Source organism: Erysipelothrix aquatica (assembly GCF_009828775.2).
Taxonomy (GTDB): Bacteria; Bacillota_I; Bacilli_A; order Erysipelotrichales; family Erysipelotrichaceae; genus Erysipelothrix; species Erysipelothrix aquatica.
In genome coordinates, this window is sequence record NZ_WTSY02000001.1 from 79,846 (window position 1) to 106,507 (window position 26,662).

Consider the following 26,662-nt stretch of genomic DNA (forward strand, 5'->3'; position numbering starts at 1 on the left):
CGGATATTACCACCAGATGTTGGTTGTATTTGCTTGGTTATATCACCTAACAATTATACAGAATTATATATCAAACTTCAAAGGTTCAGTATGCGTTATTTCCGCATTTTGCGGGATTGCAACAACTGGAACGTGAATTCGTGGATGCAAGATTGTGAAACCTGCTTCAGAGGTTACGTTTGAGAATGTTGCATCAACCCCCATAAGTGGAACATCTTTTACTAATACAATTGTGAGATGGTCGTTATAGATGAAAATATCATCTTGGAGTTTAGCAATAACAACATCTTGAACGTAATGAGGATTACTCTTCACAGTTTTCATAATACTTGAGCCAAGTGTTGCGCGATTATGAACTGGAATCTCATCTTGTTTCATACGTTTGAATTGACCGCGTTCAGACATTATCACAACTTCTGTCTCATCATGGAAAATTCCTGCAGCTACGGCACGATCCCCTACTCGAACTTTAATTCCAATCACACCTTTAGCTCGAACACCAATTGGATTTACATCGGCCAAATCAATACGGATTAATTGCCCCAATCGCGTTACAATCATGAGATGATCATGTTCATAGGCAATCGAAGTATCAATGAGGACGTCATCTTTACCCAGTTTCATGATGTCATAAAGTCTATTGGTACGTTTAACTTCCAAATCAGATAGTGCAGTTTTCTTAATCATTCCTTGTGCACTCGTGGTTACAACAAACATGTGTGTATCAAATGATTTAAGTGTAAATGCACTAATTATTTTCTCTTCCGGATCAAGTTTCATATATTGCGTCATATGTGATCCAATATCACGCCAACGTGCTTCTTCAATTTCATGAACAAGAAGGATACCATAGCGGCCCTTTGTTGTCGTATAAACAAGATAGTCCGTTGTTTCAACTTCACTACTCAAGACCATACGATCGTCTTCGTTAAGTGCAAAGATTTCTTTCTGACTGGAGCCATAAGAACGAAGTGATACTCGTTTGAGATATCCATTTCGTGTAAGTGTGAGCATTACTTGTTCATTTGAAATCAAACTTAAATGGTCAACTTCCAGGTTAGAAATTTCATTTTCAATAACAGAACGGCGTGGCACTTCAAATGTGTCACGAACTTCTTGGAATTCTTTAATGATGAGGCTGTTTAACATTTCTTTGTGGTTGATTACAGTCTCTAAATAATCCATTTCATTCGCAAGTTTCGCAAATTCATCACGTAACGCATTGATATCAGTTGATGATAAACGGTAAAGTTGTAAATCAACGATTGCACTTGCTTGTTCATGTGTGAAGCCGAACGCCTCCATAATGTTATCGCGTGACTCACCGCGGTTATTGGAAGCACGAATAATTGTGATAATTTCATCTAAAATCGATGTTGCTTTCATGAGTCCTTCGAGAATATGGATTCGTTTTTCTTTTTGTGCATAGCGGTGCTTACTTCGATTCAGGACAATTTCTTGACGAAATTCTAGATACGCATCGAGAATTTCGAGTACACCACAGACTTGCGGACGTTGATTAACAATCGCTACCATATTCGCATTGTAATAAACTTGTAATTCTGTCTGTTTGTAAAAGAGGTTTAGAATGCTTTCAGCATCTGCATCGCGTTTGCAATCAATAACAATTCGCAATCCATTACGGTCCGATTCATCACGTACATCCATGACATCACCAAACCCTTGATTCGCTTTCGTAAAACGAAGTTCATCAATCTTTTTGACAACATTGGATTTAATAACTTCATAAGGTAATTCCGTAATTACAATTTGCTTCATGGTCTTGTTTTCGACAATTTCTGTTTTTGCACGAACGACAACACGACCGCGACCTTTGGTTAAGATATCACGGATGCCCTCTTTTCCTTGGATGATTGCACCAGTAGGAAAATCTGGTCCTTGAATAAATGTCATGATATCATCGACGTTGCTTTCAGGGTTGTGTAAACGGAAGATTGCCGCATCCATAACTTCTTTTAAGTTGAAAGGCGGAATATTCGTTGCATAACCTGCGGCAATTCCTGTTGATCCATTAATCAACAAGTTTGGATAGCGAGCTGGCAATACGGACGGTTCCCATTCAGTATCATCAAAGTTCAATACAAACGGAACAACGTCTTCATCGATATTTTCTAACAACGAATGGGAAATTTTACTGAGACGTGCTTCGGTATATCGCATCGCCGCCGCAGGGTCATCATCAATACTCCCATTATTCCCTTGCATATCAATCAAGGGCATATTGTATTTCCAATCTTGTGACATACGAACCATGGCATCATAGACTGAACTGTCACCATGAGGGTGATAGTTACCAATTACAAGTCCAACTGTTTTCGCAGACTTACGGTATGCTTTGTCAAAATGATTTCGATCGTGGTGCATCGCGTACAAAATACGACGTTGAACAGGTTTTAACCCATCTCGAACATCAGGAAGCGCGCGTTCTTGAATAATGTACTTGGAATAACGACCAAAACGTTCACCAACGATGTCTTCAATTGGTAATTGAATTATTGTATCATGCGACATTTTGTTCCTCCTCCAATGTAAACGCGACATTCTTTTCAATCCAGTCACGACGTGGATCAACTTTATCACCCATGAGAACTGACACACGTTTGTCAGCAGCTAAAAAGTCATCAATTTGAACTTGGATAAGTGATCGTGTTGAAGGATCCATTGTAGTTTCCCATAGTTGATCAGCGTTCATTTCACCAAGTCCTTTATAACGTTGAATTTCAATTTTGCCATATTTTTCGCGGTAGTTATCCAGTTCTTCATCACTGTAGCAGTAATGGAGATTTTTTCCTGATTTTACGCGATACAACGGCGGTTGAGCGATGTAAACATACCCAGCTTCAACAAGCGGACGCATATGTCTAAAGAAGAAAGTTAACAGTAGCACCTGAATGTGCGCACCATCGGTATCCGCATCGGTCATAATGATAATTTTACGGTAGTTGCTGTCATCAACATCAAATTCTTTCCCGACACCGGCACCAATTGTATGAATAATCGTGTTCAACTCTTCGTTTTTCAAGATATCATCAAACTTTGCTTTTTGTGTATTCAACACTTTACCACGTAATGGTAGAATTGCCTGAAACTTACTGTCACGGCCTTGTTTTGCACTTCCACCAGCAGAGTCACCCTCTACAAGGAAAAGTTCATTTTTATTCTTGTTTCGTGTTTGAGCATTCGCAAGTTTCCCTGACAACAAGCGTTCGATGCGGTTTTTCTTCCCTGAACGGGCTTGTTCACGAGCCTTACGTGCAGCTTGTCGAGCATGGGTCGCTTTTTGGATCTTTTGAATAATCTTCATGGCTTCTTCATGATGTGTATCCAAATAGTATGGAAGTTGTTCGGTGATAATTGAATCAACGACGACCCGTGCAATTGGTGTCCCTAACTTCCCTTTTGTTTGTCCCTCAAATTGTAAAATATCTTCAGGAATTCCGACTGAAATAATAGTCGATAAACCTTCGCGGATGTCACCACCCTCAAAGTTCTTATCTTTTTCTTTTAGAATATTGTGTTTACGCGCATATTCGTTAATTACCTTGGTAAAGCCACTACGAAAACCTGCAACGTGGGTTCCTCCATCATGAGTGCGCACTAAGTTTACGTATGAATAGGTATCTTCGTTGTATCCTTCGTTGTATTGTAATGCTATTTTAACATCAATGGACTCAGACTTCCCTGTCAAGGTAATAACTTCACTTAAGACTTCAGTATCTTCATGAATATATGCCATGAATGCATTGAGTCCGTCTTCGTATTCAAAGTCACGTGTCTCATCAATTCGTTCGTCGACAACGGTAAAACGAATGCCTTGCAAGAGAAACGCGCTCTCTTGCACACGCTCGCAAATGGTATCGAAATTGAACTTACTATTTTTAAAAATTAGTGGATCTGCTTTGAAACGCACGTAACTTCCAATTGGCCCGCGTTCAGAAATTTGTTCAAGTTCTGTTGTGGCTTTTCCACCATTACTAAAATTCATTTTATAAGTACCATCTTTACGGTACACTTTGACTTCTACTTCTTCACTTAAGGCATTAACGACAGATGCTCCAACACCGTGAAGCCCTCCACTCGTTTTATAGCCTCCTTCAGCTGAAAATTTTCCACCTGCATGCAACACTGTAAAAATAACCTGAAGTGCACTAACTCCACTCTTATGGAGTTCAATCGGCATTCCACGTCCTTCATCACGTACTGAAAGTGTCATATCATCTTCAATTACTATTTTAATAGACTTACCATAACCGTTAAGCGCTTCGTCTATCGCATTATCCATAATTTCCCAAACTAAATGATGTAGACCACGTTGATCTGTAGATCCGATATACATCCCGGGACGCTTACGAACGGCTTCAAGCCCCTCAAGTATTTCAATACTTGATGCTGAATAATCTTGTTTACTCAAGTTACCCCAACTCCTTTTCAAGCGTAATTATAACACGCTTTTCAAAGAATTGAAGTTATCACCAATTCTTTTGCTTCAAAACTATCAAATAGTGTATAATTATTTGGTATTCAAACAATTTGAGGTGAACATATGAATTATTTTATTGCATCCTTGATTGGTTATCTCTTAGGCTCGATTCCATTTGCATTAGTTATTGGAAAAGTTTTCTATAAAACAGATATACGCCAACACGGATCCGGAAATCTTGGCGGGACCAATGCTGGTCGTACGTTAGGTAAAAAAGCTGGGATTTTCGTCATTATCTTCGATGTATTGAAAGCTGCGATTGCAATGGTGATCACGTATTTCATTGCACCTGATGCAATGATATTTGCGGGATTCTTTGCAACAATCGGTCATTGTTTTCCTGTTTTTGCAAATTTCAGAGGTGGTAAAGCCGTTTCAACTGCTATGGGGTTTTATTTAAGTGTTTCCATATTAATAACACATAATGTGTTGTTGCACTTTGTATTACCGCTCGCGATCTTTGTCTTATTACTTTATATTACAAAGATTGTTTCGCTCTCATCAATTATTGCAGTTCCTGCTGGAGCATTGATTATCGCATTAACACAACCTGATATTCGTGTAACGTTGGCTAGCGTCATTATTTCCGTCATTGTCGTTGTTAGACATCGTGAAAATATCAAGCGTATTATGAGCCATACTGAACGAAAAATAACATGGATGTAAGCAACGAATTCGTTGCTTTTTTTATGTTGTCGTGCTATTGTGTTAGTGTAGTCACACACTAAAAGGAGAAGTTTATGATTGCTATTCAAAATGTATCAAAGACTTACAGCGGAGAACACAAAGCCGTTGATGATTTAACATTAACAATCCAACCAGGGGAAATTGTTGGATTTATCGGACCAAATGGTGCTGGAAAAACAACAACCATTAAGATGCTTACAGGGATTCTTGCTCCGGATTCGGGGAATATCGAGATCAATGGTTACAATATCTTTAGTGATCCTATCCACGCAAAACAACAATTTGGATATGTATCTGATGATCCAAACGCTTTCTTAAAATTGAAAGGCATCGAGTACTTAAACTTTGTCGCTGATATGTACGGAGTCGATACTCAGTTACGTCAAGAACGAATTCGTCATTATTCTGAATTATTAAAAATGGAAGAAGCACTCGGAGATCGTATTGACTCGTATTCACATGGAATGCGTCAAAAAATGATGGTTATGGGTGTCTTAATTCATGATCCATACCTGTTGATTTTAGATGAACCACTTACAGGACTCGACCCTCAATCTTCATATGTTCTCAAGCAATTAATGCGTGAGCGCGCTAATCAACAAAAATCAGTCTTCTTTTCGACACACGTCCTGGAGGTTGCAGAAAAACTATGTGATCGCATTGCAATCATTAATCATGGAAAAATCGTCTATACCGGTATCCTTGAAGACTTGAAAGCACAGTATGATGAACTTTCACTTGAAGAAATCTTCTTGGAGCTTACCAAATGATAAGTCGTATCATCACTTTGACTCGAGTGCTCCTTAAAACATCGCGCGATCAGATTATGCAAACTGGCCTCAGTCAACGTAAAAAGAAAAAGAACAAGCGTATGTCCTCTGTGGGACGTAAAATTCTATTCGGAATTCTCTATCTGTATATCTTCGGAATTGTCGGATTTTTCTCATACCAACTAATTGCTGCACTCAATGCAGTCGGTCAACCTGGCTTAGCAATCCAAATGTTATTTATTGGAGTATCTGTCTATCTATTACTAATGGGAATCATCTTTACACCCACAGTATTCTATTTTTCTAAAGACATAGAGCGGCTCCTCGTTATGCCGATTCGACCACTTGAGATTGTAAGTGCAAAATTGCTGACAACGTTTGTCCTTATGGTTGAGCAAATGGCAATGTTTACGATTCCCTTTGGAATCGCATACTTTGTTGTTGTGAATCCGGGATGGTCTTTCATTCCATTTTACATCCTTGCGAATCTCTTCTTACCCTTATTACCGGTTGCATTATCAGTTGGAATCATTATTATTCTCTTTACATTTATTCCTTTCTTTAAGAATAAAGATATATTTACCTATATATCCATGTTCATTGGATTTGCGATGGTCTTCTTCTTTATATTCGCAATTCAAATTGCGGATCCAGAGTCATCTTTTAATATCGAACAAATGCTTCTTTCGCTACAATCTGGCGATAACGCACTTGTTAATCTCTTGAGTGGCATCTTCCCAAGTAGCGATTTCTTAGCACGAGGTATCGTGAATACCTCCTTATTGTCCATTTTAATTGGAATTGTTATTTCTATCGTAAGTACGATAGCAATTATTTTCTTAACACAATTTATGTATTTTAAAGGGGCTATCGGTATTAGCGAAGGTACCGCTAAAAAACGTAAAATGTCACATTCCGAAACCTACAGTGAAAGCATTTCAAAATCACAACGCCGGGCTATACTGGAATATGATTTTAAAAATATTTTACGAACACCAACATACATGATGAATTACTTCTTAATCGTATTAATCATGCCTCTCTTTATGTTCCTTCCAATATTTCTCAGTGGCGGTTTGGTTGAAATTATGGGTGGTTTACCAATGGTTGCAGACTTCTTCAAACAAATTGATAGTATGCAACTCCTCATGATTTTCTTTATCGGAGGATTCTTAATCGCATTTTTCATGAGTGCAATGGGAACAATATCGTCCACAGCATTTTCTAGAGAAGGACGCTCAATGCTGAGCTTCTCAGTCATGCCGATTCCGTTTGAAACACTACTCCAAGCAAAAATCTTACTTGGTACATTAACGATGGTTATCGTTCCACTTCTAATCGGGGTGGTCGGACTTATTATTGTTAAGGTCCCGGTCTTATCATTTATAGGTTATATGATTGCTGCAGTACTTGCTACTGTCTGTGAGAATACAATCGCAATGGTGACTGACGTATACGCACCAAAACTGAACTGGGAAAACGAACAACAAGCCGTTAAGAATAACTTTATGGCGGTTGTCCCAATGTTTGTTATGATGGGGCTATCGATTATTAGCGTCTTTATTATCTTAAATACTGAGCTTATTATATCGGCACCTTTAATTACAGTGATGATCGTTGTCTTTGCATTTTTATGCTACAAATGGATGATTCGTTTGGGACGCACTCACTTTCCTAAAAAACTCGAAGAATTATAAGAAAAAAAACTGTCAGTTCCGTTATCTGACAGTTTTTATTTTTGTGGAGATGTCCTTGCGTTAAGCCACGCAATTGAATCCATGATTACAGTATCACCATCAGGCTCATCATAAAGGACATGATGCATGCCTTCGTACAACTTCCACGACTTGTCTTTTGACGAAACCGTATCATAAAAGTGTTTCCCAACACTTGAATGGACTGTTTTATCCAGTGCACCATGCATAATAAAACATGGATAACGATAATCTTGAAGTACGTCTAGAAGATAATTAGGCGCTGCAACAAATACCGTATTCACAAATCGCATTGTGTAGTATTTTCGTTGCAATGGATTTTTGCTCGTGAAAACAAAGTTATCTTCAAGGGTTTCTTTTTTGCGCGGATCATTCAAACTAATTGTATCACCCTTGAATTCAACCCATAGATTTGGAGCAATTTTACCACCTAAAGACGTTAAATATTTCAAATTTCCTTCGACTGCAGCAACATAACCAACTGCAGGTCCTAGAAAGAGTTGCCCACTAAGCGTATTGGGATACTGAACTCCAAGCATAGCCGAAACCAACCCACCCATGCTAAACCCAAGTGTAAATAGTGGTATGTGTAGGTTTTCCCTTAAAGCCATGCGAACCATGACATGTAAATCATTGACATACGTTTGATAATGATCAAGATCACCCAGTTCAGAAGATGTTTTTCCATGACCACGCATATCATAGCTGTACACTGAATAGTTCTCGGCATTAAGCATTTTAATATAATGTTCATAATCTCCACTATGATTTGTAAATCCGTGACACATCACAATAGTTCCACGTGGATTTGGAACCAAGTGCTTCATATAAAATAGTGAAACATTATCTGAAACATTTAGATAGTCGAACATCACAATACCTCCGTTTTCTTTATCATATCACACACCGATTTCATTTACACACTCACACATAAAAAAACGCCTGATGGCGTCTTTTTATTTATTGAATTTTTCTTTGATGTCTTCAACGACATCTTCAGCTTTGTCTTTTAGATTTTCAGCAGTTTTACCAGCTTTATCGGCTAGCTCATCTGCCTTTTCTTTAAGATCTTCAGCTACATCACTGGCTTTATCTTTAAGTTCGTCGGTGGTTTCGCTTGCTTGATCTTTTGTTTTTTCTAAAAGTTCTTTTGCTTTATCTACAATATTTTCCATATGTATACCCCCTTTTCATGTTTAAATTATAAGGGATTTGTTAAGAAGTCTCAAGTGTGGTGATTATTTACCATACAATTTTCATCTTAAAGTTGTGCATTATGGAAGACATTTTGAACATCTTCGACTTCATCAAGCATGTTAATGAGTTTTTCAAAATTGGCTTGGTCTTCTTCATCAACCCCAACATACTCATGTGGTAAGAAAGTAATTTCAAGAAGATCAAACGTCACATCTGGTAATAATGTTTCGATTGCCTCTTTTGCTTTATGGAGGCTAGCAGTATCTACTGTTACTGTAATAGAGCCTTCTTCCAGTTCGATATCTTGAAGATCAACATCATTTTCGAGTAAGACCTCCATGATTGCTTCGTCGTTATCGAATTCAAATGAAAGAATTCCAACATGGTCATAACCATGCATTACACTACCACTTACACCCATTTTACCTTTGGATTTTGTGAAGCAGTTGCGCACCTCACTGACAGTACGGTTATCATTGTCCGTTAAACATTCAACAATAAAGGTTGAAGCTCCAGGTCCAAATCCTTCATACGTTACAGCATGATAACTCTCTTCTGATCCACCTTTAGCTTTTTCAATAGCACGTTTAATGACATCAGCAGGAACTTGTTTTGCACGGGCTTCATCTATAATACGTTTCAAGCCAACGTTCATTTCCGGGTCAGGAACCCCTGCCTTCGCAGCCATATAAATCTCTTTTCCATAGCGTGAATAAACTTTTGTTTTAGCTGCGTTCGTTTTCGCCATGGATGCTTTTCGAACTTCAAATGCGCGTCCCATAAATTTTCCTCCTCTATTGTCTATGTTAACGAATTTCTACATTATATTTTGATACAAGTTCTTGCGTAATGGCATCCATTACTTCTTGAACTTCTTCAACCGATAAAGTACGGTTTTGGCCCATTGATAATTTAAATGCAATGGATTGCTTGTCACCAAGTTTTTCAGATGTAAACACATCAAATACATTTAATCCAACAAGGTAACGACGGGATGCTTTCTCAATAGATGCACTCAAGTCGCTAACTTTAACAGACTTCTCGCATAAGATTGCAAGATCTCGTGTAACAATTGGATATTTCGCAACAGGTGCGGCTTTAATTTGACCACGCTTTTGATTGAGAAGGAAGTCCAAATCAATCTCAACATACATAACATCTTTGAGGTCATGTTTAGATGCAAGTGTTGGATGCACCTGACCAATCACACCAAGATGTTGTCGATTCAAAGTAATTTCCGCAGATTTATAAGGATGTAAAACTGATGTATCTACAGTATCTGTACTGAAGCCGATACGTTTTTCGCTAAAGCCGAGTTTATCAAGTAACGACATCAACATTCCTTTTACGTTAAAGAAATCAATATCCACTGATGACTTTGTCCAGTTTTCACTGAACACTTTTCCTTGGCCAATTATTGCAAGTCGGTATGATGTTTTGTCTTTCGCCGTAATTGCACTATGTTCGAAATAAAGACCATCAGTTACTTTATGAGCATTGTTATAAGCGACTACTTCCAGCATTGATGGGAATAATTGGGTTCGCAAATGTGCACGTTTATCACTCATTGGACTCATGAGTCCAACAGGTTCACCAAGACTTTCGAATCCCTCAGTCATCGCTTTTTCAACTAAAGTATATGTGTTGGTTTGATAGGCACCAAAACCCAACATAACTGATTCAATTAATCGAATATTTCTTTGGAACGGTGTCAAGTTACCCAAGGTTAAATCCATGAGCGGTAATGTTTCTTCAAGAACATCATATCCTACAACGCGGATGACTTCTTCGATTAGGTCCACTTCAATTTCGATATCGTTTCTAAATGAAGGTGCGGTACATGTAATAACACCGTCCGTAATCGTCGGCGCGAAATAGAGTCGTTCGAATACATCCATCACAACATCTTCCGATAAATGCGTTCCAAGGTAAGCATTGATACGGTCAACTGTAATGGATACTTGTTTTGGTTCGTAGGAAATAGATCCATATTGAACTGTCGCTTCAATTTCAGTTGCATCAGCGTATTCAATTAAGAGCTGCACTGCACGGTCCATTGCTTGGTGTGCCGATAAAGGATCCATAGCTTTTGTGAATCGTGCTGAAGCGTCTGTGTTTACACCAATTCTTGTTGCAGTTTTTCGTACTGAAACATGATTAAAGCGAGCAGCTTCAATCACAATTCCGCGTGAATTGTCCTGAATCATTGAATTTCCAAGTCCCATGATGCCGGCGATTCCAACTGGTGTATCGCCATTCATAATAACGAGGTCTCCTTTGTTCAATGTGTAGGTTTTATCGTCAAGGGCTTCGTAACTTCCTTCAATATCATCACGGACGGATAAGTCTTGATTTGCTAAGAAATCGATGTCATAGAAATGAAGTGGTTGACCTGTTTCTAACATAACAAGGTTTGAAATATCAACAACGTTATTGATTGGCTTAATGCCTGAACCAATCAGTGCTTCACGAATCCAGTCTGGAGATTGGCCTATTGTGACGCTATTGATAACTTTACCCAAGAATAATGGACTTTTCTCTGTGTATGATGTGATCTTGAGATTTGTTGGTGCGCCACCGGATGCGGCATTCTCAAAAGTTGGTAAGGTCAATGGACGTTTAAAGAGTGCACTCACTTCGTGTGCTATCGCGAACATTGATAAGAAATCTGAGCGATTTGGTGTTTGTGACACATCCATAATCTCATCGTCCAAGCCCAATGCTTCTGCTGGGTTACTACCTGGTTTAGCTTCTGGTAAAACAACGATGCCTTCTTTTTGCTCATCTGTGAGAAATTTTTCTGCAACTCCTAACTCAGTTAAAGAGCAAATCATTCCTTTTGATTCGACGCCACGAATTTTAGTTTCTTTGATGGTCAAATCTTTAAGTTCTGCGCCCACAGTCGCAACAACAACGTATTGCCCTTTCGCAATATTCGAAGCACCACAGACGATTTGCTCGACATGAGTCCCTAAATCGACTTGAGTGACGTTCAAATGATCACTGTCTGGATGTGGTTCACACTCAAGAACATGACCCACTACAAGTTTTGTTCCTTGCAGTAAACTATCGACGCCTTCAACTTCTAATCCAGCATTTGTTAAGGTATCTGCAATTTCTTGAGTTGTAATTCCTTTAATATCTACATATCTTCCTAATAATTTTCGACTAACTAACATAGACTCCTCCTACTCGTATCGCTTAAACTGCTCGATAAAGCGCTTATCGTTAATATAGAATGATCGAATATCTTCGATTCCATACTTGAGCATGGCAATACGTTCAACACCAGCACCAAATGCAAATCCAGTAAGGGTTTCATCGGTATAACCAGCATCTTTCAATACTTGGGGGTGAACCATCCCAGCACCTAAAATCTCAATCCAACCAGTTTGCTTGCAGACATTGCAGCCCTTGCCATCACAAATATGACAAGATACGTCAACTTCAACTGAAGGTTCAGTAAACTGGAAGTATGACGGACGGAAACGAATCACACGTGACTCCCCAAACATACGCTTCGCAAACAATGATAAAGTTCCTTTTAAGTCACTCAATGTGATACCATGACCGACAACAAGTCCTTCAATTTGAACAAATTGGTGGGAGTGTGTCGCATCATCATCATCACGTCGGTAAACTTTTCCAGGGCAAATTACTTTTAACGGAACATGAGGTGCATATGCTTCCAAGGTGCGTGTTTGAATGGCTGTGGTATGCGTACGAAGTAACGTATGCTCATCGATGTAGAAAGTGTCTTGCATTTCTCGAGCAGGGTGATCTTGAGGAATATTGGCACGTTCGAAGTTATATAGATCCAATTCAACCTCATCCCCTTCAACAACTTGATACCCCATTTCACGGAATAGTTCTTCAATTTCTCGTTGAATTGATATGATTGGGTTTTGTGTTCCAATATTAAAGAGCGTTCCAGGCATAGTTACGTCAATTGCATCAGCTTTCATTTGTTCGTCTAATCGTACTGATTCCAAATGTTGCTGTTTCGCTTTAAGCGCCGAATCAATCGCTTCTTTAGCTTCATTGACACGTTTTCCAAACAGCGGCTTCTCCTCATTTGAGAGATCTTTCATTGTTCCCATTACTTTGGTTAGATGGCCTTTTTTGCTTAAATATTCGATACGTACATCATTTAATGCTTCTAATGAATGTGCATGTCCGATTGCTGCAAGACCTTTTTCCATAATTTCTTTTAAGTCCATAATTTCCTCCTAAAATATAAAAAAGTACCACACGTCCAGGAACGTCAAGCGCGGTACCATCCTGATTTATACTAATGTATACATCTCTAAAGTTTTTAACGCAAACAACACGGAAGTGATTAGCTTCTCTTCAAGGTGAATTCACAACAGTTTAATTCCTAGGTCTCATCATCCTAAGTTTCTGTAAATTAAAGGGTGTTATTACTATTCCTCTTCAACGATTTATATCGAATCAATTATACCTAATTCACTGGTATTAATCAAGGATGTTTCCTTGTTTACCACTTATCTAACGCATTAAAAACAATGTCCTAACTTACAACTTCATTAGTCATCCCATCAACAGGTACAGGAATTAAATCATAATCGTACATAACCCGTGCATGATTCCTTTTTAGTAATTCTCTTTTTAATTGAATTCCTGTAGTTTTATCATTCATGATTCGGTAAATTTCATTTTTTCGGTAAACAACCCCATCCTCCATTACAAAGACTTCATTTTCACACCGGACGTGATATTTCATCGGGAGCGGATTTGAACAGTAGATTTCACCATTTAAATACGTATCATCACACCATACGCATAATTGATATGTATTTTCTGTTTCGTTTTTAAAACAGTAATCAAGATAATTGTAGTAAATTGATGTTCCAATTCCAAATGGAACTTGGCGTTTATAATCCGGAAACAAATCAAAACGATCATGTGAATGATATTCTGTAACTGTTAGAGGTGTGTGCAAAACAATCCAATGTAATAGATTGGTGAATTGACACATGCCACCACCATAGTCCTGAGATATCCGATCGTTTGATATGGTCACACCCTCAAGATACCCTCTTCGTGAAGATTGTGGTCCAACAAGGCTCCAAAAAGAAAAGGTTTCTTGAGGACGAATTAGAATATTCGTGATTTTTGGTGCAGCGATGCCAAGGTTAATTTTTTTATTGGCTTGGAGCTGCAGGTTCGTATTTCCTAGCTTTCTCATTATTAATGACTTATGACTATAAATTTTATAAGGTAACAGTTTATCGGAAAATGTTTTAGCATAACGATTAGAATCAAAAAAATTGCGAGCATGTCGCTTAAAGATATGACCTTTCACAGCAATCTTGAACGTGATCGGTGAAATACTTGAAAATCGCATGGTGACCTCCCAATAAAAAAAGTGTAAATCATATTGTAATTTACACTTACACTTATAGTATATCATAGTCAGTATGACTTAAGTCGATGCTTTATAGCTGTTGGAATGATGACTGCAAGTAAAATCAGAATACCCATCATAACGATAGTTCCTCCAGGTGCAATATCGAATGTGTACGATGCAGCAAGACCACCCCATACCGACATAAGTGAGAATAGGATTGCATAATACATGGTTTGACGATAGCTCTTTCCGACTTGCATTGCTGTGGCAGTCGGAATTACCATGAGAGAGGAAACAATTAGAGCTCCAACAATCCTAGAAGCGACGGATACTGTTAATGCAGTTAGTATTAAGAAAATTATATTTGTTCTTTTGACATTAATTCCTGAAAAATGTGCAGAAGTTTCGTCAAAAGCGATAAAGAAGAATTGACGGTAAAAATATATGGATGCAATAATAAGTACAATTGATAGAATGATAGCCAAAATATTATCACTTCCGCCTATCGCCACGATACTGCCAAAAAGGAAACTGTTAAAATTGGCCGGATTATCTACAAATCCCATCAGAATTGCTGATAATCCAATCCCAAAAGACATGATTACAGCAATCGCTAACTCAGTATATTTTCCAAAACGATTTTGAATAATTTGGATACTTAATGTCGCAATCAGAGCCATCACAATCGCACCTATTAATGGATTAACATTTAAAATAAGTCCTAAAGCAATACCGCTCAAAGATACATGGGACAATGCATCTCCAATCATCGACATGTGTTTAAATACAATGACGACCCCAATTAATGGAATAGCAACTGCCAGAATGCCACCAATAATAAAGGCATTTCTCATAAATTCATACTGAAACATTCTATATCTCCTTTACATCATAATCGGATACTGTCAGTACACGATTAATGGGTAAGTTCTCTTGATCCAATTGATGCGTAACCATTACTATAGTTATATTATGCTTTTCGTTTATATGTTGGAGCAATTCGAAAAGTGTCGCAATCGATTGACTATCCAATCCACTCGTAGGTTCATCAAGAAACATAATTTCCGGATTCATCATGAGTTCACGTGCAATAAGAACACGTTGCAATTGACCACCTGAAAGATTTGAAATTAAATCATTCGCTTTTGATTCAAGTCCAACGTGACGTAATGCATCCATCGCCTGTTTTTTACGTTTTTTATTTGAAAAATTGAAAAAATTGCCACCCTTAATTCGTAATAATACAACTTCCAAAGCGGTAGCTGGAAAGTTAGAAACTGTACCCAGACCACCTTGCGGGACATATCCGATTGACGCAAAATTTTTGAGATTCAAAATGTTGGACCCAAATATTTCAACCGAACCTTGTTGCGGCGTTAGAAGCCCCAACATGAGCTTCATCAATGTTGACTTACCCGAACCATTTGCGCCGACAAGCGCCAAGAAATCTCCTTGATTGATGTCAAAACTAACATCTTTTAATACGGACCGTTTATCATACGAAAATGATAAGTCACGCACCATTATTATTGGACTATTTTCCATAAGATAATCCCTCCTTCAATGAATCTAAATTTTTATACATAATAGTTGTATAGTTCTCCCCTTCCGCAATCTGTGCTCGGGTCAAACTTTCTAAGGTATAGAGTTCCAAAATGTGAGAACCTGTTTCCTTTTGAATGACATCAAGCGTTTTGGATGAACCCGATGGTGTCGCATATAATACAGATATATTATTTTCCTTAATATAGTCAATTGATTGTTGAAGTCGTCGAGGTGTCGGTTCTTCACTAAGAAGTCCATTAATTACGCCACGTTGTTCTAATCCATATGCGTGTGCTAAATAACCAAAAGCTTCATGCTCAACAACAATAGTATTGCCTTTATACGGACCTAATGCAGTTCGGTAGGCATTATCTAAGTCTTCCAGTTCTTTTTTCAGTATTTCAAAATTATCCGTGTAATCTGAAGCATGCACTGGGTCAAGAGCGATAAAAGTATCTTTGATTGCCTCAACCTGACGAAGTGCATTAAGCGGATCTAACCAAGTGTGGGGATCCATTGGACCATGATCATGATCATCGTGATCATGGTCATGGCTTTCATGACCTGTTTCGCCTTCATCATTGTGAATCTCTTCACGTTCGATGACTTCACTATACATACCGCTTGTTAATACGCTCGTATTTTTCACAATTGAACTTTTGAGTACTGAATCTGTCCAAGCTTCAAATCCAAGACCATGAATTATAAAAACATCTGCTTCCGAAATTTTTTGCATGTCTTTGGGTGTTGGCTCAAAACTATGAGCATCTGCCCCGCTCGGCAGAATATTATAGACGTTTACATGCTCTCCACCCACTCGTGTAGCGAAATCTGCAAGTGGATAGAAACTTGTAACGACATTCAAAGACGCTCTTTGTGGTGCCACTGAGCACCCTGCTAACATAAGCATAGAGCTTATGATGATCAGTATTTTTTTCATATTTCCTCCAGTTGCAAATTTTTTGCAACTACAATTATAGATTTGCTTGTTATTTTTGTCAACGATTTTCACTACTTTTCACTTTTAAAGTATATCTTCTCTCAATTTGCTCACGTATAATTGGAAAGTACATATAGGAGGTTTATGTATGAAAGTAGTAGTAATCGGATGTACACACGCGGGTACATCAGCAGTTAAAGCAATTTTGAAAGAAGCACCACAAGCAGAAGTTAAAGTCTTCGAAAGAAATGATAACGTATCATTCTTATCATGTGGAATCGCTCTCTATGTTGGAGGCGTTGTTAAAAAAGCGGAAGAACTTTTTTACTCAAATCCAGAAGAATTAAAAGGTCTTGGCGCAGACGTACATATGGAACACAATGTCACCAACATTGATGTTGACACAAAAACTGTAAGTGTAACAAATATGCTTACAAATGAATCATTTACTGAGTCATATGACAAATTGGTACTAACAACAGGATCATGGCCAATTACGCCACCAATCCCAGGTATCCAATCTGAAAATATCTTGTTATGTAAAAACTACAACCAAGCTCAAGAAATCATCGCTCGCAAAGAAGATGCTGAACGAATCGTTGTTGTCGGTGGTGGATACATCGGAATCGAACTCGTTGAAGCTTTTGTTGAATCAGGAAAACAAGTAACACTTGTTGATGGTCTAGATCGTATTTTGAATAAATATCTTGATCCTGAGTTTACAGACGTTTTAGAAGCAGACCTTACAGAACGCGGCGTAAACATCGCATTAAATCAAGTTGTTCAAGAATTCAAAGCTGATGAAAACGGTAAAGTTAATAAAGTCGTTACCTCAGAAGGTGAATTCGAAGCAGACATGGTCATTCTTTGCGTTGGATTCCGTCCAAGCAATGAATTAATCCAAGGTAAAGTAGATACATTACCAAATGGTGCTGTTATTGTTAACGAATACATGCAAACAAGCCGCCCAGAAATTTTTGCAGCTGGTGATAATGTTGCTGTTCATTACAATCCTAATGGACAAAATGCATACATCCCTCTTGCAACAAATGCGGTACGTATGGGATCACTTGTAGGTCGTAACATCGTCGAGAACAAAGTAAAATACCGAGGAACACAAGGAACTTCTGGTCTTTACTTATTTGGCTACAACATTGGATCAACTGGAGTCACTGTAAACTCAGCACCACACTTCGGTCTTGAAGTTGATTCTGTTGTTGTTAAAGATAACTACCGTCCTGAGTTTATGCCTACAACTGAAGAAGTTATGATGAAACTTGTTTGGGAAAAAGGAACTGGACGAATTGTTGGTGGGCAAGTTATTTCAAAATATGACGTAACACAATCCGCAAACACATTATCCTTGGCAGTTCAAAATAAAATGACGATTGAAGATCTTGCATATGTTGATTTCTTCTTCCAACCACATTTTGACCGTCCTTGGAATTACTTAAACATTCTTGCTCAAGCCGCACTTGATAAAGAAAACGCTTAATAAAAAGCTCAGCTTCGGCTGAGTTTTTTATTTTACCAACTTTTGGAGCTCATTATTAAACTCTTTTTGATTCCATAAGATAAGTTGGTTTATGTTTTCATTCGATATATAACGATATCTCTTCTTGATTGGGAGAACTAAAATTGTTCTTTTAACACTATGATTATCAAAACGATACTTTACTTTTTGTTTGCCGGGTATACGCGTATTGACTGATGATTGACTTGGCTTAACCAGATGCGTTACTGATTCGTTATCGTAGCCTTTAGCAGTTACATTATGCATTACATCAATCGTATCATACTGTAATACCGTTAAATCAGGAGCTATGATTACAGGATCACTTTTAAGTGAAACGATACTTAATGTTAAGCCTTTATCTTGTGGATACGATACAAAATTACTTTGTACGAAAGCTTTCTTTTCATCACCTTCTACAACACGATTACGCAAACCATCACATCTATCCAGACGAACACCAAGTTCGATTGCTTTTACCAGGCCGTTTGGCCGAACACTCTTAATTTTCTTAAAAGAGCTATTGTGCGTGTAAAAACTATCTCTTCCATAGTTTTGTGAGCAATTTTCATATTGAACAGTTGGCGTTTGAAAATTCAAATATGGTTTAGCCCTAGCAACCACTGTGGGATGTATGATTTTAATATTTTGATATCTAAAATCACTATTTAGTGTATAGGATAGAATTTTAGATTTGTGCACAATGTCACTTTCGTTTAAATAGTTGACTCGACTCGAAAAATTTTCACCGGTGCTTGCTACACTCATATGAATTCGTATTGAGTAATCATCAATTTTTAGTTTTGACAGTGGAACTTCAAATTTAAACCCAACGTTCTCATAGTCGTAATTGCAATCCGCTTTATACTTTTCGAAAAAGTTACACTTGGGATAACCACGATATTCCATCAAATCCGTTAGCGAAACATCTTCAACCGTACCTGACTCCCACATTGAATGCGCATTCCCTCTTAATTCCAATTTAAATGAATGTGTTTTATCATTCAATAAGTGAGTCCGATTTCGTACTAATGCCCACCCTTCTATCACTAACCCTGTTTCATTCAATTGGATGTTTGATACTTCATGCATAAAACTCTGACGTTCCGCTACAACCTTTATCGAAGTACAATGAGAAAAAAAGAAACAAACTAACATGATAAAGATACTCGTGAATCGTTTCATTACGTCACCTCTATCTTAAATATGCTATCTGCTCACCTAATCATAAAAAAAGACTAGCATATTCATGCTAGTCTTTTCTGCTATTAAAAACTGCGATGTATCTTAGCACCGACATTAGTGTCGCTACTAAAGCTGCAACATATGTTAATGCTGCTGCTGATAACATTTTGCGAGCTCCAGGAAGCTCATTTTGGGTTAAAATTGCTTGTTGATCTAAAATCTTCAAGGCTCTTGCAGAAGCGTTGAACTCAACTGGAAGTGTCACCAACTGGAACGCAGCCATCAATAATAAGGCTCCAATTCCGACATAGAAAATCGTAGTATCTTGCGCAAAAATCCCAATCATGATTGCAATCATTGAAATACTGTTACCTGTAATTGCCAAAGGCAACAACTTGTTTCTTATTCCGATAAAAGCATATGCTTCCGCATGTTGAATAGCGTGCCCGACTTCGTGGGCTGCAACAGACACTGAAGCAATTGAATTATTTTTATATACATCTGGTGAAAGGGCTACAATTTTCTTTGTAGGATCATAATGGTCACTTAAGACCCCGCCTTTTGATTGAACCACTTCAACGTCTGTAATATTATTCAATTCAAGTATACGGCGTGCAACATCAGCACCCGTCATTGATCCCATAGTTTTAACTTTGCTATATTTGCTATAGTTAGATTTTACAAACATTTGTGCAACTAATGATAAAATTGCAGCAATTAGAATAAAACCCATACCTACGGGATTAAAATAAAGATATGGCATCATAAATTAATCTCCAAATTTCTATTAATAAAAGAGGAGCATCGCTCCTCAATTAATTATTATTTAACTGCGTCTTTTAATGCTTTTGCAGGTTTGAACCCTACACTGTATGAAGCTTCGATACGGATCTTTTCTTTTGTTTGTGGATTGAAACCATCACGTGCTGCGCGGTGACGAACTTCAAATTTACCGAACCCTGCAAGATCAACTGTACCTTTTTCTTCTAAGACTTTTTTGACTTCATCTAAGAATGCATCAATAAACTCATTAGCTTGTTTCTTACTTACGTCTAGGTTTGTTGCAATTGCTTCCCCTAATAACTTTTTGTTGTATGTTTCACTCATATTGAAACCTCCATTTCATATTGAAATAATATCATTATACTGCTTAAAACACAAGTTAAAGCTACTCTGCTTTTAAATCGCGTTGCATTAATTCACGAATTGCGGTGACTGGCTCTTTGCCTTCAAAGACGACTTTATAGACCTCTTCTGTGATTGGCATCGATACATTCATTGATTTCGCCATATTATGGACAACTTTAGCTGCAAAAACACCCTCTACAGTCTTGTCATTTGTGTCAAAAAATGCTTGGGATGAGTTGTTTTTTCCAATCATAAACCCAGCTTGAAAATTTCGTGAATGTTGACTTGTAGCTGTTACAATCAAATCTCCAACCCCACAAAGCCCTAAGAAAGTCTCTGCTTCTCCACCTAATGCAACTCCAAAACGTGTCATTTCTGCAAGACCACGTGTCATTAAAGCAGCACGAGCATTATCCCCATAGTCTAATCCTTGCAAGCATCCACTTGCTATCGCAATGATATTTTTAATTGCAACACCAACCTGCGTTCCAATCACATCATTATTAGTATAGACACGGAAATAATCATTTGAAAAAAGATTCTGTACAAGCTCTGCAGCATCTTGATTTAAAGATACCGCATTAATTGTTGTCAAATCACGTAATACAACTTCCTCAGCATGGGAAGGCCCAATTAAACTAACAACTCCAAGACGCTTTTCAGCATCAACCACTCGCTCAATCACATCAATTAAGAGCTCATGAGTCTCAGGATGAAACCCTTTGGCGACATTAATAATTGTGACTGGTCGCGTTAATGTTTCATTCAAACGCTTCGCGACTTCTTCAACAGCACTTGTCGGTACTGCGAGTAATACGACATCGGCATTTACTACTTCTTCAAAATCTTGTGTTGCATCCAAAGATTCATTCAATTTAATACCTGGAAAATATGTTTCGTTTTGGCTGTACAGATGTATATCAACAACTTCATCCAGCTTACGCCCCCAGATGAGAACTTCATGTTGATTATCAGCAAGAACTTGTCCTAATGCGGTTCCCCAACTTCCTGAACCAATAATCCCAATTTTCATTATGCTCCTCGCTTCCTGACTAAAATACGAATCGGCGTACCATCAAAGTTAAACGCACGACGTAAAGCATTTTCTAGATAACGTTTGTAAGAGAAGTGTAACAACTCTGGATCGTTTACAAACACGACAAACGTAGGTGGTGCTGTAGCAACCTGTGATGTATACAGAATTTTTAAACGTTTTCCATGGTGTGATGGAGGTGGCGTTAAACGAATTGCATCCTGAATAACTTCATTTAGCACGCTTGTTCCTATTCGGCGTTTACTATTTTCATACGCTTGATCAATAAGAGGTAGCAATGTATGAACACGCTTTTTGGTTAGAGCCGATACGAACGCAATTGGTGCATATGAAAGATATAAGAATTCACTAGCAACCTGCTTGCGCACATCATCCATCAGTGTTTCTTCTTTATCGACTGTATCCCATTTGTTATAAACGATAATGATAGGTTTTCCTGCATCGTGCGCAAAACCAACAACGTGCTTATCTTGAGCACGAATTCCTTGCTCTCCGTCCAATACAAATAAAACTACATCTGATCGTTCTATAGCACTCATCGCACGTAAGACTGAGTACTTTTCAACGTCTTCGTATACTTTACCGCGCTTACGAATTCCTGCTGTATCAATAACGACATAATCTTTATCGTGAAATCTAAACGGTGTATCAACAGCATCACGAGTTGTTCCCTCAATATTAGAAACAATTACACGTTCTTGGTTAAGCATTGCATTAACAAGTGAACTCTTCCCAACATTTGGACGACCAATAATTGAAAACTTTAATTCATCTTCATACATTGTTAGACCCTTTTCAGGGAGTTTTCGAATAATTGTGTCAAGTAAGTCCCCAACACCAATTCCATGCAAACTACTTACTGCCATTGGCTCATCATAACCAAGTGCATAGAATTCATAAATATCTGCTTGAAATTGAATATCATCAACTTTATTGACAGCTACAATAACAGGTTTATTCGTTTCACGTAATAAACGGGCAATATGCTGGTCATCATTAGTCAGACCTTCCATTCCACTTACGACAAAAACAATTACATCTGCTTCATCAATAGCGATATCGACCTGCATTTGAATTTCGTCAGCGAATGCTTGTCCCTCGATTTGAATTCCACCTGTATCGATAAATCTTAAATCTTTAGTTAACCATGTTGCTTTTCCGTATAAGCGATCTCGTGTGACTCCTGCTTCATCATGAACGATTGATAATCGCTCACCCATGATACGGTTGAACAATGAGGATTTCCCTACATTTGGGCGACCAACGATCGCAACAACTCCATCTATCATTTTTACTACCTACTCTCTATATATTTCTTAATTAACGCTACAATTTCATCAACACTGAGATAGGTTGTATCAATTTCAATTGCATCTTCAACTTTAATTAATGGTGATTCTTCTCGATTCATATCACGATAGTCTCGATCCACTAATTCTTTGTATAAGGTATCGAACTCTACATCGAATCCTTTTTTTGATAACTCTTCAAATCTTCGCTGAGCACGTACAGTAACGTCCGCAGTTTGGAAAATTTTAATCTCAGCATCTGGAAGTACAACGGAGGTTATATCTCGACCATCCATCACAAATCCCTTCTTTTCAGCCATTTTACGTTGTTTAGCAACAAGTAACTCACGTACTCTTGCAAATTTCGATACTTTTGAAGCACCTTGAGACACTTCATCAGTACGAATATTATTGCTCACGTCTTTGCCATTCACAAAGATAGAACCTTCTGGCGAAAGTTCTATTTCTGTTTTCATAGCAACCTCAAAGCAAGCTACTTCATCCTCGAGATCCACGTTTTGTCTAATACACTCAAATGCTACTGCACGATACATCGCACCAGTATCAATATGTGTATATCCTAAATCTTTTGCTAACCGCTTTGCGATCGTACTTTTTCCTGATGCACTCGGCCCATCAATTGCTATATTAATCACTTTTTCACCTCTAATTATACTTTTTGAATCAATATTAAAATAATAACAACAAAAATTGCTAAGACAAGAAGTGAAATAACGACATTCATCATACGATTCGTTTTAACCATCGTATCACTGATTTCCTCAATATGACGTTCTTGATCTATAATTTTGTGTTGTAACGTTTGTGTTTGGTCTAATAATTCTCGTTTGAATTTTTCTGAGTCAAAATTAAATGATCCAACCTCATCTAAGCTCTCTTCATATTTATCGTCTATCATATCAATATCCAATTCAACAACTTCATCTATTGGTGCAACATCAACATAATCGTCTTGAGATACTTCGACAGCAGGATCCACTTCAGTTTCTTGAATTTGTGTTTTAGCCACTTGATTATCCGCAGGAGTATCAACATCTTGCGCCATCTCATGAACGGCCATTGAAATTGTCTTTTCTAAATCTGGAACACTATGTTCATCTTGAAGTGAATCAACACGGAAAACACGTGTTTCTTCTAGTATATCAGCATCTGATTTTAGACTTGGATCAATTTCATTGATAACCGATTGCATAATGTCTGGGTTGATTTTTTGAATTGTTTCGGTATCAATGTCAAGTTCTTTAAAGATATTGGACTGTGTATTGCCTTCATCACGATACCCTTTTTTAACATTGTACTCTTTAACTTCATTTAAAAACTCTTTTAAATATGTATTCTCAAATGTGTCAAATGTGTTGGGTTCAACTGGTTCACTTTGTGTTGGAATATGTTGACGCGCCCGAGTTGGTTCATGGTCGACTTTTGGTTCGTTTTCATCCATTTTTCTAAACTGATCATCAATTTGATTTAATCGATTAGCAAATTGTGAAAGATTTGAATTTTCGATTCCACTCTCTGCATTTGAAGACAATGCCTCATGTAGTGCTTGATTTTTTTGAACGCGAGATTTCATGACAATATCACTCCTTTGATAAATTATAGCATATTAAAAGTCACTAATGATTGGATTAGTTACATAAGTTATTTTAATTGCTTCATGACCTTTATCTATTATAACAAATTTTTCCATGCATTCATAAAAAAAAAGGACCGGAGTCCTATTGAATTCTTTTTAATGTTGGTTTAATAAGCATAAACAAGACCATAAGTATGGTACCTTTAACGATATTGAATGGTAAGTAAACAGCGTTTAGTATCTCCCATGCATTCGATTGGTCTAACCCATATAAAGGAAATGTTACATAGTAGTTGAACACGTTCATGATAAGAGAAACGCCGACAACAGAAACAATCATTAGTATCACATTCTTGAATTTATGATCGGTTTTAATGAACACCACCGGAAGCATGAGTAATACCGAAAATCCAAAGTTTGCAAGTTCTCCAGCAATATTTCCATCACTTGAAATTGTTAGAAAGTGAACTAAATTTTTCAAAAACGCGATCATAAAACCTGCAAGTGGTCCCATTAACCATGCACCAATTAAGACTGGTATATCGCTCAAATCAACTTTTAATGGCGAACCAGGGATAACCCTAAATTCAAAATAGTAAAATATCACCGACATTGCTGTAAGTATTGATATCTTCACCATAATTCGAGTGCTTAATTTTTTCATTTTTGTCCTCCTTGTGAAAAAATAAGACTCAAGGCGACATGAAAAAACAACTTCTTTCATCCAGACTATACTGTCGCCATTGGAATTTCACCAATTCAACCATCATTGATGGGTCGCGGGGTCTACCGCCGGTCGGGAATCTCACCCTGCCCTGAAGTACATTGTAATTATATGAACTCAACACTTATTTGTCTACACTTATACTCTTTCTTACGTAATGATTTTAATAGTTTTTTACAAATATAAAAAAAGACCTGTATCTATGTGTAATAAAGGTCTTTTTTAATTAATTATGCACGTCCTGAGTATTTTCCGTCAGAAGTATTTACAACAACAACTTCACCTTCGCTAATGAATAATGGAACTCGGATTTCATATCCCGTTTCAAGTACTGCATTTTTTTGTGCGTTAGTAGCTGTGTCACCTTTAACTGCTGGTTCCGCTTGTGTAATTGTAAGTGCAATTTTTTCTGGAAGTGTAACTCCTAGAATTTCACTTTCATAAACTACAACTGTTACTTCTGAATTCTCTTTCATAAAATTCAATTCCCACTCGAGGCGAGCTTTATCGATTTCTGTTTGTTCATATGTTTCATTATCCATAAACACGATCATATCACCAGCATCGTACAGATATTGCATAGGTCGTTTTTCAACGTGCGCTTGCTCAATCTTGTCTCCTCCGATGAAGCTGAGTTCAGTTACTGAACCTGTACGCATATTACGTACTTTTGCTTTAATAATCATTTGACGTTGTGCTGTTTTATTGTGTGATGTATCAATAACTACATAAAGATTGCCTTCATGTAAAATTGACATTCCAGAACGTAAGTCGTTTGATGAAATCATATTTATTCCTCCGTTATGTAAAGTTTGAAACTTTCGTCTTTCATTATACCATACTCTAATCTATATGGGATATCTCCATTTGTATTTATGTAGATTTTATTATCAATTTTTTCAGCAGTAAGCTGGTTTCCATAATCCGTATATACGGTGCTTTCAGGATTTATTCTAAAGAAATTAAAGACTGCTTTTTCAATATTTAGTCGCTTTTCAATCTTTTCCATAAAACTTACGGTTTCATAATACTCTTTGGATATATAAACTTCCCGTTTAATCCAGAAGCAAACAACTGTCAAAAATATAAGACTATGTATTAAAATCATGCCGCGTTGACATCGCTTCACATTTATCTTTTGTACACACATTCATAAGACTCCTATCAATTTGACATGTTGTTACCTCATCAATTAAAATTTCATATCCTGGTTCTTTGACTACCCGTGAGTCCTTGCATGAAATAGCAAATTGTTGCTCATCAAAAGAAAAAGATAAAATACCATTCTCGACATTAACATTGCTTGCGCGGTTAATGAGTTGCGTTAGCTGCAGTTTAAATACTGAAATTGGGTATATTGTTGGACGGTGAATTTTCACCATTAATATGAGAGTTTGATGAATTAATATGGTGATAAGTCCCCACACTGTAAAACCTATCATGCAC

General features: G+C 37.5%; 25 protein-coding genes, 1 riboswitch and 1 other annotated feature. Of the genes, 4 read left to right on the forward strand and 21 right to left on the reverse strand.

Annotation, left to right across the window (positions count from 1 at the left end; translation table 11 throughout):
* Positions 1–63: 63 nt before the first annotated feature.
* Positions 64–2,532, reverse strand: coding sequence for a DNA topoisomerase IV subunit A (gene parC / locus GVV20_RS00370; protein ID WP_159741065.1), 2,469 nt, complete (start codon positions 2,530–2,532; stop codon positions 64–66).
* Entirely contained in the window at positions 2,522–4,432 is a 1,911-nt protein-coding gene (gene parE, locus GVV20_RS00375) for a DNA topoisomerase IV subunit B (protein WP_159812611.1), read from the reverse strand. Before parE ends, parC begins: the two co-directional genes overlap by 11 nt.
* Before the next feature lie 132 nt (positions 4,433–4,564).
* On the opposite strand from parE, the gene plsY reads away from it, so the two are divergent.
* The 3 genes from plsY (at position 4,565) to GVV20_RS00390 (ending at position 7,655) form a co-directional block, all read left to right on the forward strand.
* Positions 4,565–5,167, forward strand: a complete 603-nt coding sequence (plsY, locus tag GVV20_RS00380) for a glycerol-3-phosphate 1-O-acyltransferase PlsY (RefSeq protein ID WP_159741683.1) — start codon at positions 4,565–4,567, stop codon at positions 5,165–5,167.
* Positions 5,168–5,241: 74 nt separating this feature from the next.
* Positions 5,242–5,958: an ABC transporter ATP-binding protein gene (locus tag GVV20_RS00385; protein ID WP_159741682.1), complete on the forward strand. Its 717-nt coding sequence runs from the start codon at positions 5,242–5,244 to the stop codon at positions 5,956–5,958.
* The gene (locus tag GVV20_RS00390; RefSeq protein WP_159812609.1) at positions 5,955–7,655 is read left to right on the forward strand and encodes an ABC transporter permease; all 1,701 of its coding nucleotides are present in this window, start codon (positions 5,955–5,957) and stop codon (positions 7,653–7,655) included. The genes GVV20_RS00385 and GVV20_RS00390 overlap by 4 nt, the downstream gene beginning before the upstream one ends.
* Before the next feature lie 35 nt (positions 7,656–7,690).
* On the opposite strand, the gene GVV20_RS00395 is transcribed toward GVV20_RS00390, so the two are convergent.
* The 9 genes from GVV20_RS00395 to GVV20_RS00435 form a co-directional block, all read right to left on the reverse strand.
* Complete coding sequence (locus tag GVV20_RS00395) at positions 7,691–8,545, reverse strand: alpha/beta fold hydrolase (RefSeq protein WP_159741397.1); 855 nt, start codon at positions 8,543–8,545, stop codon at positions 7,691–7,693.
* 84 nt (positions 8,546–8,629) lie between these two features.
* A complete protein-coding gene (locus GVV20_RS00400; RefSeq protein WP_159645915.1) occupies positions 8,630–8,848 on the reverse strand; it encodes a YtxH domain-containing protein in 219 nt (72 codons plus the stop codon).
* Between the two features lie 86 nt (positions 8,849–8,934).
* Positions 8,935–9,651 (reverse strand): YebC/PmpR family DNA-binding transcriptional regulator, encoded by a 717-nt coding sequence (locus GVV20_RS00405; protein WP_159741396.1) that lies wholly within the window; start codon positions 9,649–9,651, stop codon positions 8,935–8,937.
* Positions 9,652–9,676: 25 nt separating this feature from the next.
* Positions 9,677–12,049: a phenylalanine--tRNA ligase subunit beta gene (gene pheT, locus GVV20_RS00410; protein ID WP_159741395.1), complete on the reverse strand. Its 2,373-nt coding sequence runs from the start codon at positions 12,047–12,049 to the stop codon at positions 9,677–9,679.
* A gap of 9 nt (positions 12,050–12,058) precedes the next feature.
* Positions 12,059–13,090 (reverse strand): phenylalanine--tRNA ligase subunit alpha, encoded by a 1,032-nt coding sequence (pheS, locus tag GVV20_RS00415; RefSeq protein ID WP_159741394.1) that lies wholly within the window; start codon positions 13,088–13,090, stop codon positions 12,059–12,061.
* 34 nt (positions 13,091–13,124) lie between these two features.
* Positions 13,125–13,317 (reverse strand) — a binding site (T-box leader).
* 84 nt (positions 13,318–13,401) lie between these two features.
* Positions 13,402–14,238 (reverse strand): VanW family protein, encoded by an 837-nt coding sequence (locus GVV20_RS00420; protein ID WP_159741393.1) that lies wholly within the window; start codon positions 14,236–14,238, stop codon positions 13,402–13,404.
* 68 nt (positions 14,239–14,306) lie between these two features.
* Complete coding sequence (locus tag GVV20_RS00425; RefSeq protein WP_159741392.1) at positions 14,307–15,113, reverse strand: metal ABC transporter permease; 807 nt, start codon at positions 15,111–15,113, stop codon at positions 14,307–14,309.
* Position 15,114: 1 nt separating this feature from the next.
* Complete coding sequence (locus GVV20_RS00430; RefSeq protein ID WP_159741391.1) at positions 15,115–15,786, reverse strand: metal ABC transporter ATP-binding protein; 672 nt, start codon at positions 15,784–15,786, stop codon at positions 15,115–15,117.
* On the reverse strand, positions 15,776–16,726 hold the full coding sequence (locus GVV20_RS00435; protein WP_159741390.1) for a metal ABC transporter substrate-binding protein: 951 nt from the start codon (positions 16,724–16,726) through the stop codon (positions 15,776–15,778). The genes GVV20_RS00430 and GVV20_RS00435 overlap by 11 nt, the downstream gene beginning before the upstream one ends.
* A gap of 148 nt (positions 16,727–16,874) precedes the next feature.
* Here GVV20_RS00435 and GVV20_RS00440 point away from each other — a divergent pair, with 148 nt between their 5' ends.
* On the forward strand, positions 16,875–18,221 hold the full coding sequence (locus tag GVV20_RS00440; protein WP_159641396.1) for an FAD-dependent oxidoreductase: 1,347 nt from the start codon (positions 16,875–16,877) through the stop codon (positions 18,219–18,221).
* Positions 18,222–18,248: 27 nt separating this feature from the next.
* On the opposite strand, the gene GVV20_RS00445 is transcribed toward GVV20_RS00440, so the two are convergent.
* The 10 genes from GVV20_RS00445 to GVV20_RS00490 form a co-directional block, all read right to left on the reverse strand.
* Positions 18,249–19,424, reverse strand: coding sequence for a hypothetical protein (locus tag GVV20_RS00445; RefSeq protein ID WP_159741586.1), 1,176 nt, complete (start codon positions 19,422–19,424; stop codon positions 18,249–18,251).
* A 67-nt stretch (positions 19,425–19,491) separates the two neighbouring features.
* Positions 19,492–20,190 (reverse strand): zinc metallopeptidase, encoded by a 699-nt coding sequence (locus tag GVV20_RS00450; RefSeq protein ID WP_236261739.1) that lies wholly within the window; start codon positions 20,188–20,190, stop codon positions 19,492–19,494.
* Between the two features lie 56 nt (positions 20,191–20,246).
* On the reverse strand, positions 20,247–20,531 hold the full coding sequence (locus GVV20_RS00455) for an HU family DNA-binding protein (RefSeq protein WP_159636411.1): 285 nt from the start codon (positions 20,529–20,531) through the stop codon (positions 20,247–20,249).
* Between the two features lie 61 nt (positions 20,532–20,592).
* Complete coding sequence (locus GVV20_RS00460) at positions 20,593–21,585, reverse strand: NAD(P)H-dependent glycerol-3-phosphate dehydrogenase (RefSeq protein ID WP_159741587.1); 993 nt, start codon at positions 21,583–21,585, stop codon at positions 20,593–20,595.
* Entirely contained in the window at positions 21,585–22,895 is a 1,311-nt protein-coding gene (gene der / locus GVV20_RS00465; RefSeq protein ID WP_159812607.1) for a ribosome biogenesis GTPase Der, read from the reverse strand. Before der ends, GVV20_RS00460 begins: the two co-directional genes overlap by 1 nt.
* Positions 22,896–22,900: 5 nt before the next feature.
* Positions 22,901–23,551, reverse strand: a complete 651-nt coding sequence (gene cmk / locus GVV20_RS00470; protein ID WP_159741763.1) for a (d)CMP kinase — start codon at positions 23,549–23,551, stop codon at positions 22,901–22,903.
* 14 nt (positions 23,552–23,565) lie between these two features.
* Complete coding sequence (locus GVV20_RS00475) at positions 23,566–24,489, reverse strand: hypothetical protein (protein ID WP_159812605.1); 924 nt, start codon at positions 24,487–24,489, stop codon at positions 23,566–23,568.
* Between the two features lie 145 nt (positions 24,490–24,634).
* Positions 24,635–25,156, reverse strand: a complete 522-nt coding sequence (locus tag GVV20_RS00480) for an ECF transporter S component (RefSeq protein WP_159741451.1) — start codon at positions 25,154–25,156, stop codon at positions 24,635–24,637.
* 44 nt (positions 25,157–25,200) lie between these two features.
* Positions 25,201–25,319, reverse strand: a riboswitch (FMN riboswitch).
* A 127-nt stretch (positions 25,320–25,446) separates the two neighbouring features.
* Positions 25,447–26,004, reverse strand: a complete 558-nt coding sequence (gene efp, locus GVV20_RS00485) for an elongation factor P (protein WP_159741452.1) — start codon at positions 26,002–26,004, stop codon at positions 25,447–25,449.
* Positions 26,005–26,006: 2 nt separating this feature from the next.
* Complete coding sequence (locus tag GVV20_RS00490) at positions 26,007–26,225, reverse strand: hypothetical protein (protein WP_159741453.1); 219 nt, start codon at positions 26,223–26,225, stop codon at positions 26,007–26,009.
* Positions 26,226–26,662: the final 437 nt, after the last annotated feature.